Source organism: Sinomonas sp. G460-2 (assembly GCF_047759905.1).
Taxonomy (GTDB): Bacteria; Actinomycetota; Actinomycetes; order Actinomycetales; family Micrococcaceae; genus Sinomonas.
Map to the genome: position 1 here is coordinate 1 of NZ_JBKZWT010000134.1, position 9,296 is coordinate 9,296.

Sequence of the window (9,296 nt, forward strand, 5' to 3'; positions counted from 1 at the left end):
GGCGTCATCTCCCTCGGGCCGCGACCCGGCGCCGAGATGTTCGACCTGGTCTTCCAGGAGCCCACCGACGAGCTGCAGCGGCAGAAGGCCAGCTGGCGTCAAGAGACCGAGATGCGTGAGGAGTCCGAGCATGAGTGAGACGCTGACGGTGTCCAACAACGGCGTGGCCCCCGGGGCCCCCGCCACCCTCGAGCTCTCCCTCCAGGGCGCGCTCAACCTCGCCCTCGACGAGCTCCTCGCCGAGGATCCGAAGGCGCTCGTGCTCGGCGAGGACGTCGGCACGCTCGGCGGCGTGTTCCGCGTGACGTCGGGCCTCGCAGCGAAGCACGGCGCGGAGCGGGTCTTCGACACGCCGCTCGCCGAGTCGGGGATCCTCGGCATGTCGATCGGCCTCGCGATGGCGGGGTTCCACCCCGTCCCCGAAGTCCAGTTCGACGGCTTCGCCTACCCGGCCGTGAACCAGATCGTGTGCCAGCTCGCCCGCATGAACTACCGCAGCCGCGGCGCCGTCCCGATGCCGGTGACGCTGCGCGTCCCGAGCTTCGGCGGCATCCGCGCCCCCGAGCACCACGGCGAGAGCCTCGAGGCGCTCTTCGCGCACGTGCCCGGCCTCAAGGTCGTCTCCCCCGCCGACCCGCAGCAGGGCTACTCGCTCCTCAAGGCCGCCGTGCGCATGCCGGACCCGGTCATCTTCATGGAGCCCAAGTCCCGCTACTGGCAGAAGGGCCTGGTCGTCACGGAAGGTGCCGCGGCGTCTGCTTTCTTGGGCTCAGCAGCGAACGACGGCGGGCACGCGCCGTCGTCGGTCGATCTCACCGGTGCCCGCATCGCGCGCCCAGGCCGTCACCTCACGCTCGTCGCGTGGGGCGCGATGGTGGCCCGCTGCCTCCAGGTCGCGGAGCTCGCGGCGGAGGACGGCATCGACATCGAGGTCCTCGATCTCCGCTGGCTCAAGCCCATCGACGCCGACGCCCTGGCGACGTCGGTCGGGAAGACGCGGCGCGCCGTCGTCGTCCATGAGGCCCCGCGCACGTCGGGCCTCGGCGCCGAGGTGGCCCAGCTCATCACCGAGCGCTGCTTCGGAACCCTCAAGGCACCCGTTGAGCGCGTCACGGGCTTCGACGTACCGTATCCATCAGGCGACCTTGAGGACGAGTACATCCCGAACATCGATCGGATCCTGTTCGGCATCCAGCGAGTATTGGAGTACAAGCGTGGCTGAGCTTCCCTTTCCCCTCCCCGACCTCGGCGAAGGCCTCATCGAGGCGACCGTTCTCGACTGGCTCGTCGCCGAGGGCGACCAGGTCGAGCGGAACCAGCCGCTCGTCGAGGTCGAGACCACGAAGTCCGCGCTCGAACTCCCCTCGCCGCAGTCCGGCAAGGTGCTGAAGCTCTACGGCGCGCCCGGCGACGTGATCAAGGTCGGCCAGCCGCTCATCGTGTTCGAGGTCCCGGACGATACGGCCGGGATCGTCGGCACCGTGCCCTCGGAGGAGGCGCCGAAGCGGCGCGTCCGCCTGAGCGCCGATCTTGACGAAGACTGACGGCTCGAGAACGGCTCGACAGAACTGGGAGGGCGAGAGCTCATGGAGATGATGACGGGCCGGCACGCCGGTGCGGTCGTGCACCACACCGTGGAGGGCACGGACCCCGGGCTCAATGTGCAGACGTTCGAGCCGGAGAAGCCGGCGGCGCTCCCGCCGGTACTGCTCATCCACGGCTTCGCGTCGTCGATCGCGCTCAACTGGGAGCAGAGCGGGTGGATCTCGGCGCTGCGCGATGCCGGCCGGCACGTCATCGCCGTCGACCTCCCAGGCCACGGACTCAGCACCGCGCCCGAAGACGTCGATTCCTACTCGCCGAGCCGCATCCGGGCGGACCTCCTGCAGATCGCGGTCGACGCCGGCGCGCGCCCCCTCGAGGCCGGTCACCCCGACAGCGGGCTCGACGTCATCGGCTACTCGCTCGGCTCGCGCCTCGCGTGGGAGTTCGGGGCCACGCAGCCAGCGCTCGTGCGGCGGCTCGTGCTCGGCGGGCCGAGCGGGCGCGATCCGCTCGCGGAGTTCGACCTCGTGGGCGCCCAGCGCTTCCTCGCCGACGGCACCCCGATCGAAGACGACTCGACCGCTGCGCTCGTGACCATGGCGCAGGCCTCGCCGGGCTCCGACATGTACGCGCTGCTCTCGCTCGTCGAGGCGATCAAGGAGGAGCCGTTCGACGCGGCCGAGGCCGTGCCGAAGCAGCCCGTGCTCATCGTCGCCGGGGAGAAGGACGAACGCGTCGACGGGCTCGAGGCGCTGCACGGGCTCGTCCCGTCGGCCAAGATCGTGGTGATTCCGGGGCGGAATCACGTCAACGCCGTGACGGCGAGGGCCTTCAAGCAGGCGGCGATCGAGTTCCTCGCCGAGAGCTGATCCGGGGGTTGACGCCATCCCTCTTCGGGGGGCACACTGGATCGTATACGATGATCGTATACGATCCAGTTCTGCTTAAGGGCTCCTGAAGGGCCTCCTGAGCAGACTGACGACTCGAGGGAGAGGGATCCGTGGAACGACCGGAGCAGCTTGGCCAGGAGACGATCGGCGCCGCCCGCAAGGTCATCGCCGTCCACCTCAACTACCCGAGCCGCGCGGCGCAGCGCGGCCGGACGCCGTCGGTCCCGTCGTACTTCCTCAAGCCCGCGACGTCGCTCGCGCTCCACGGCGCGCCGCTTCGGCGCCCGCGCGGCGTCGAGCTCCTCACGGTCGAGGGCGAGGTCGCCCTCGTGATCGGCAGCCGCGCGCGCCGGGTCTCCCCGGAGGACGCGTGGCAGCACGTCGGCGCCGTCACCGCCGCGAACGATGCGGGTCTCGCCGACCTCCGCTGGCCGGACAAGGGCTCCAACCTCCGCTCGAAGGGGGTGGACGAGATCGCGCCGATCGGCCCGGCGCTCCTCCCGGCGCAGGAGCTCGACCCCGCGAACCTGCGCGTCCGGACGTGGATCAACGGCGAGCTCATCCAAGAGGACTCGACCGCGACCCTCCTCTTCCCGTTCGCGCAGCTCGTCGCGGACCTCTCGCGCCTCATGACGCTCGAGCCGGGAGACGTGATCCTCACCGGAACCCCAGCGGGCGCGACGGTCGCCCAGCCGGGCGACCTCATCGAGGTCGAAGTCGACGGCGCAGCGTCCGACGGCGGAACCCTCACCACCGGGCGGCTCGGCAACCGCGTGGTGGACTCGCCCGCTGGCCTCGAGCCGTACGGGGCCATGCCCCAGCTCACGGACGCGGACCGGATCGACGCGTGGGGCTCGGCCGAGGCCGCGGGGATCGCCGCCGTGGCGGCACCCCCAGTGGCGGCACCCGTCGCGGCTACCCCCGCCGACAAGCGCCCCGCGAGCGCCCTGACCCCCGAGCTCGCCGCCACGCTCCGCTCGGTCGGCACGGCCACGCTCAGCGTCCAGCTCCGCAGGCGCGGCATGCAGAATTGCCACATCGAGGGCCTCGTGCCCACGAAGCCGGGCGCGAAGGCGGTCGGGACGGCCCGCACGCTCCGGTACGTCCCGGCCCGCGAAGACCTCTTCAAGACCCACGGCGGCGGCTACAACGCTCAGAAGCGCGCCGTCGATTCGCTCCGCGAGGGCGACATCCTCGTCATGGACGCGCGAGGCGACAAGAGCGCGGGAACGCTCGGCGACGTCCTCGCGCTCCGCGCCCAGGTCCTCGGCGCCGCGGCGGTCATCACCGACGGCGGCATCCGCGACTTCGGTCCGGTCTCCGGCATGGACATCCCCGCGTGGGGCGCGAACCCGCACCCCGCGGTCCTCGGGCGCCGCCACGTCCCGTGGGCCGTCGACGAGACCATCGCGTGCGGCGGCGCGGCCGTGCAGCCCGGCGACGTGATTGTCGCCGACGAGGACGGCATCGTCGTCATCCCGCCCCACCTCGCAGAGGAGGTCGCGAACGACGCCGCCGCCCAGGAACGCGAAGAGGCGTGGGTTGCGCAGCGGGTCGCCGAGGGCCATCCGGTGGACGGGCTGTTCCCGATGAACGCGGCGTGGCGAGCGAAGTACGAGGCCGCACCGGACCGAGCGGCGCAGGTGACGAGCGAAGCGAGCCCGAAGCCATGACCGCGCCAACCCGCGGGGCGGCCCCGTCGGCGCCAGCCGCGAGCAAGTCGCAGCTCGCGTACGAGTGGCTGCACGAGCAGATCGTCGCCGGCTCGCTCGCCCCGGGCGCGCGGCTCGTGCTCGCCCAGGTCGCGGGCGAACTCGACATCTCGGTGGTGCCGGTGCGCGAGGCCGTGCGCCGGCTCGAGGCAGAGGGGCTCGTGACGTTCGAGAAGAATGTCGGCGCGACCGTGGCCGGGATCGACCCGATCGAGTACCTCTACACGATGCAGACGCTGAGCCTCGTCGAAGGCGCGGCGACCGCGCTGTCCGCGCCCGCCGTCGGCCGTTCGGACCTCGCCGCCGCGCGCAAAGTCAACGCGCGGATGAGGTCGATGGTCGACGACGAGCAGGACTTCGACCCCGTCCGGTTCACGCAGCTGAACCACGAGTTCCACAGCGTCCTCTTCGAACACTGCCCGAATCCGCACATCCTCGACCTCGTGCACCGCGGCTGGAACCGGCTCACGGCGCTCCGCGGCTCGACGTTCAGCTTCGTGCCCGAGCGTGCCAGCGAGTCGGTCGCCGAGCACGAGGAGCTCCTGCTGCTCATCGAGCGCGGGGCGCCGACGGCCGAGATCGAGCTCGCGGCGCGGCGACACCGCTCGGCGACGCTCGACGCCTACCTCGCGAGCAGCCACGTCCACCCCAGCTTCCCTTCTCTCTGACCCTCTCTACTCCCTCCACCCCGCCACCCCGCCCTCACCCACCCCGCCACCCTCAGCCACCCAGCCACCCTCAGCCACCTTCAGGAGCCCAGCATGAGCAAGCACTTCGTGCCCGAGAACCTCCCGACGCACCTCCAGCACTACATCGGCGGCCAGCGCGTCGACTCGATCGGCGGCGAGACGTTCGAGGTCCTCGACCCCGTCACGAACACGACGTACGCGACGGCGGCGTCCGCCCAGAAGGCGGACATCGACGCCGCCGTGGCCGCCGCGACCGAGGCGTTCGAGCACGGCCCGTGGCCGCGCATGAAGCCGCGCGCCCGGGCCCGGATCCTCAACGCGATCGCCGACGCCGTCGAGGCGCAGGAGGACCGGCTCGCCGAGATGGAGACGTTCGACACGGGCCTGCCCATCACGCAGGCCCGCGGCCAGGCTCAGCGCGCCGCGGAGAACTTCCGCTTCTTCGCGGACCTCATCGTCGCGCAGCAGGACACCGCGCTCAAGGTCCCCGGCACCCAGCTCAACTACGTCAACCGGAAGCCGATCGGCGTCGCGGGACTCATCACGCCGTGGAACACGCCGTTCATGCTCGAATCGTGGAAGCTGGCCCCCGCGCTCGCCTCGGGCTGCACCGTGGTGCTCAAGCCGGCCGAGTTCACGCCGCTCTCCGCGTCCCTGTGGGCCGGGATCTTCGAGGAGGCCGGTCTGCCCGCGGGCGTCTTCAACCTCGTCAACGGCTTCGGCGAGACGGCGGGCGATTCGCTCGTCAAGCACCCGGGCGTGCCGCTCATCTCGTTCACGGGCGAGTCCTCGACCGGCCAGCTCATCTTCCGCAACTGCGCGGAGAACCTCAAGGGCATGTCGATGGAGCTCGGCGGCAAGTCCCCCGCCGTCGTCTTCGCGGACGCCGACCTCGACGCCGCGATCGACTCGACGCTCTTCGGCGTCTTCTCGCTCAACGGCGAGCGCTGCACGGCCGGTTCGCGCATCCTCGTGGAGCGCAGCATCTACGACGAGTTCACCGAGCGCTACGCCGAGCGCGCCAAGAACATCGTGGTCGGCGACCCGCACGATCCCAAGACGCAGGTCGGCGCGCTCGTGCACCCCGAGCACTACGAGAAGGTCATGAGCTACGTCGAGATCGGGAAGTCCGAGGGCCGGCTCCTCGCGGGCGGGGGCCGCCCCGAGCACCTGCCCGAGGGCCAGGAGAACGGCTCCTACGTCGCTCCGACCGTGTTCGCCGACGTCAAGCCGGACGCGCGGATCTTCCAGGAGGAAATCTTCGGCCCGGTCGCGGCGATCACCCCGTTCGACGACGACGCCGAGGCGCTCGCCCTTGCAAACAATACGAAGTACGGCCTCGCCGCGTACGTCTGGACGAACGACCTCAAGCGCGCGCACACGTTCGCGCAGTCCGTCCAGGCCGGCATGGTCTGGCTCAATTCGCACAACGTGCGCGACCTCCGCACACCGTTCGGCGGCGTCAAGGCCTCGGGCCTCGGCCACGAAGGCGGCTACCGCTCGATCGACTTCTACACGGACCAGCAGGCCGTGCACATCACGCTCGGCGACGTTCACACGCCCAAGTTCGGCGCCTGACTTTCACTGTCTCGAAGAGGAGAACACCATGAACAGCACCCCGCTCCCCCACCCTCCCGCCCCGAACCCACCCACCCCAGCAGTCCCCGCGCCCGACATCGTCCGCTGCGCCTACCTCGACCTCGTAGTCACCGACCTGGCGAAGTCGCGCGCGTTCTACGTGGACCTCCTGGGCCTGCACGTCACGTACGAGGACGACGAGGCCATCTACCTCCGCTCCCTCGAGGAGTTCATCCACCACAACCTCGTGCTGCGCAAGGGCCCCATCCCAGCCGCGGCGGCGTTCGCGTTCCGCGTCCGCACGCCCGAAGACGTGGACAAGGCCGAGGCCTACTTCCAGGCGCTCGGCTGCCGGACGGAGCGCCGCCGCGACGGGTTTGTGCGCGGCATCGGCGACGCCGTCCGAGTCGAGGACCCGCTCGGCTTCCCGTACGAGTTCTTCTACGACGTGGAGCACGTGGAGCGCCTGCACATGCGCTACGACCTGTACTCGGCCGGCGAACTCGTGCGCCTCGACCACTTCAACCAGGTCACCCCAGACGTCCCGCGCGGCCGCGCCTACCTCGAGGGCCTCGGCTTCCGGGTCTCCGAGGACATCAAGGACTCCGAGGGCACCACGTACGCGGCATGGCTGCACCGGAAGCAGACCGTGCACGACACGGCGCTCACGGGCGGCGACGGGCCGCGCCTGCACCACATCGCGTTCTCGACGCACGAGAAGCACAACATCATCCAGATCTGCGACAAGATGGGCGCCCTGCGGCTGTCCGACCGGATCGAGCGCGGGCCGGGCCGCCACGGCGTCTCGAACGCGTTCTACCTCTACATCCTCGACCCGGACGGCCACCGCGTGGAGATCTACACGCAGGACTACTACACGGGCGATCCCGACAACCCCACCATCACGTGGGACGTCCACGACAACCAGCGCCGCGACTGGTGGGGCAACCCCGTGGTCCCGTCGTGGTACACCGAGGCCTCCCTCGTGCTCGACCTCGACGGGAACCCGAAGGAGGTCGTCAAGCGCGAGGACAAATCCGAGATGGCCGTGACGATCGGCGCGGACGGCTTCTCCTACACGCGGGCCGGGGACGAGTCCGGCTCGTACCACGGCGAGGCGTCGAAGGGCTTCAAGCTCGGAAGCCAGGTCTGAGCGTGCTCGACGCGGAGGCGATCCAGCAGATCGCGGACGAGCTTGTGGAGGCGGGGCGGACGCGCACGCCGGTCCCCCTCCTGCACACCCGCTACGAGGGCATGGACATCGAGGATTCGTACGCCGTGCAGAAGCTCTGGGCCTCGCGGCTCGAGGCCCAGGGCAAGCGCGTGGTGGGCCGCAAGATCGGGCTCACGTCGAAGGCCATGCAGGCCGCGACCGGGATCAGCGAGCCGGACTACGGGGTCATCTTCGACGACATGGTCCTCGAGAACGGTTCGGTGGTCGACTGGAACCGATACACGCACCCGCGCGTCGAGGTCGAGCTCGCGTTCAAGCTCAACCAGGACCTCAAGGGCCCCGGGATCACGATCTTCGACGTGCTCGACGCGACGGACTACGTGGTGCCCGCCCTCGAGATCCTCGACTCGCGGATCGAGATGCAGGGCCGCACGATCGTGGACACGATCTCGGACAACGCGGCGATGGGCGCGATGGTCGTGGGCGGACGGCCAGTGCGGCCGCACGACGTCGACCTCCGCTGGGTCTCCGCGCTCCTGTACCAGAACCAGGAGATCGTCGAGACGGGCGTCGCGGCCGGCGTGCTCAACCACCCGGCGAAGGGCGTCGCGTGGCTCGCGGACAAGCTCGCCCAGCACGGCCAGTCGCTCCGCGCGGGCGACCTCGTGCTCGCGGGCTCGTTCACGCGGCCCATGTGGGTCTACGCGGGAGATACCGTGTACGCGGACTACGGACCCTTGGGGACGGTGACATGTCGTTTCGTCTAGAACCCGAACGCACGTTCCGCGACGCACTCGAGGAGGCGCGGGCCGGGGCCGGCGACGGCGCGGGCAACGCCGGGCGCCCGCTGATCGGGCTGTGGGTCTGCTCGGGAAGCCAGCTCGTCGCGGAGATCATGGCCGGCTCCGGCGCAGACTGGCTGCTCATCGACGCCGAGCACAGCCCGAACACGCTCGAGTCCGTGCTCGCCCAGCTCCAGGCGGTCCACGGCTACGCCGTGCTGCCCATGGTGCGCCTCCCCTGGAACGACGCGGTGCTCATCAAGCAGTACCTCGACCTCGGCGCGCAGAACCTGCTCATTCCGATGGTCAACGACGCCGAGCAGGCCCGCGCGGCGGTCGCGGCCGTGCGGTACCCGCCGCATGGCGTGCGCGGAGTCGGCTCGGCGCTCGCCCGCGCGGCGCGGTGGAACCGGATCCCGGACTACCTCGCGAGGGCGGACGAGACCATCTCGCTCACCGTGCAGATCGAGACGGCCGAGGCCGTGGCCAACGTCGAGGAGATCCTCGCCGTCGGCGGCGTCGACGCCGTGTTCATCGGCCCGTCCGATCTGGCCGCGTCCATGGGCCATCTGGGTCAGCAGGAGCATCCCGAGGTGATCTCCGCCGTCGAACGCTGCCTCGCGGCAGCCCAGGCGGCCAGCAAGCCCGCGGGCGTCAACGCGTTCGTCGAGGCGACGGCGCGGCGCTACCTCGACGCGGGCGCGCGCTTCGTCCTCGTGGGCGCGGACGTCTCGATCCTTGCCCGGTCGAGCGAGGAGCTCGCCGCGCGCTTCGGGCGGGTCAGTCGGCACGACGCGGCCGGGCGGGCCACTACGGACGACGGCGGGCGGCCGGCGAGCTACTAGCGGCGCCAGGGACTCCGCAACCTTGGGGACGCGAGCCCGCAACCTTGGGGACGCGACCCCGCAACCTGACAGCCGTTGCGG

General features: G+C 70.7%; 9 protein-coding genes. All 9 read left to right on the forward strand.

The window, feature by feature from the left end; translation table 11 throughout:
• Window positions 1-130 precede the first annotated feature (130 nt).
• The 9 genes from ACLN58_RS13030 to ACLN58_RS13070 all read left to right on the forward strand — a co-directional run bounded on the left by ACLN58_RS13030 (window position 131) and on the right by ACLN58_RS13070 (window position 9,215).
• Window positions 131-1,222 (forward strand): alpha-ketoacid dehydrogenase subunit beta, encoded by a 1,092-nt coding sequence (locus ACLN58_RS13030; RefSeq protein ID WP_415855691.1) that lies wholly within the window; start codon window positions 131-133, stop codon window positions 1,220-1,222.
• Window positions 1,215-1,544 carry a biotin/lipoyl-containing protein gene (locus ACLN58_RS13035; RefSeq protein ID WP_415855692.1) on the forward strand — a complete coding sequence of 110 codons (330 nt, stop codon included), beginning with the start codon at window positions 1,215-1,217 and terminating at the stop codon, window positions 1,542-1,544. The genes ACLN58_RS13030 and ACLN58_RS13035 overlap by 8 nt, the downstream gene beginning before the upstream one ends.
• Window positions 1,545-1,595: 51 nt before the next feature.
• Complete coding sequence (locus tag ACLN58_RS13040) at window positions 1,596-2,414, forward strand: alpha/beta fold hydrolase (protein WP_415855699.1); 819 nt, start codon at window positions 1,596-1,598, stop codon at window positions 2,412-2,414.
• Between the two features lie 131 nt (window positions 2,415-2,545).
• Window positions 2,546-4,108, forward strand: coding sequence for a fumarylacetoacetate hydrolase family protein (locus tag ACLN58_RS13045; RefSeq protein ID WP_415855693.1), 1,563 nt, complete (start codon window positions 2,546-2,548; stop codon window positions 4,106-4,108).
• On the forward strand, window positions 4,105-4,815 hold the full coding sequence (locus ACLN58_RS13050) for a GntR family transcriptional regulator (RefSeq protein WP_415855694.1): 711 nt from the start codon (window positions 4,105-4,107) through the stop codon (window positions 4,813-4,815). The genes ACLN58_RS13045 and ACLN58_RS13050 overlap by 4 nt, the downstream gene beginning before the upstream one ends.
• Before the next feature lie 93 nt (window positions 4,816-4,908).
• A complete protein-coding gene (gene hpaE, locus ACLN58_RS13055) occupies window positions 4,909-6,414 on the forward strand; it encodes a 5-carboxymethyl-2-hydroxymuconate semialdehyde dehydrogenase (RefSeq protein WP_415855695.1) in 1,506 nt (501 codons plus the stop codon).
• A 28-nt stretch (window positions 6,415-6,442) separates the two neighbouring features.
• A complete protein-coding gene (gene hpaD / locus ACLN58_RS13060; RefSeq protein ID WP_415855696.1) occupies window positions 6,443-7,567 on the forward strand; it encodes a 3,4-dihydroxyphenylacetate 2,3-dioxygenase in 1,125 nt (374 codons plus the stop codon).
• Window positions 7,568-7,569: 2 nt separating this feature from the next.
• Window positions 7,570-8,355, forward strand: coding sequence for a 2-oxo-hept-4-ene-1,7-dioate hydratase (hpaH, locus tag ACLN58_RS13065; protein ID WP_415855697.1), 786 nt, complete (start codon window positions 7,570-7,572; stop codon window positions 8,353-8,355).
• Window positions 8,340-9,215, forward strand: a complete 876-nt coding sequence (locus ACLN58_RS13070; protein WP_415855698.1) for an HpcH/HpaI aldolase family protein — start codon at window positions 8,340-8,342, stop codon at window positions 9,213-9,215. The genes hpaH and ACLN58_RS13070 overlap by 16 nt, the downstream gene beginning before the upstream one ends.
• Window positions 9,216-9,296: the final 81 nt, after the last annotated feature.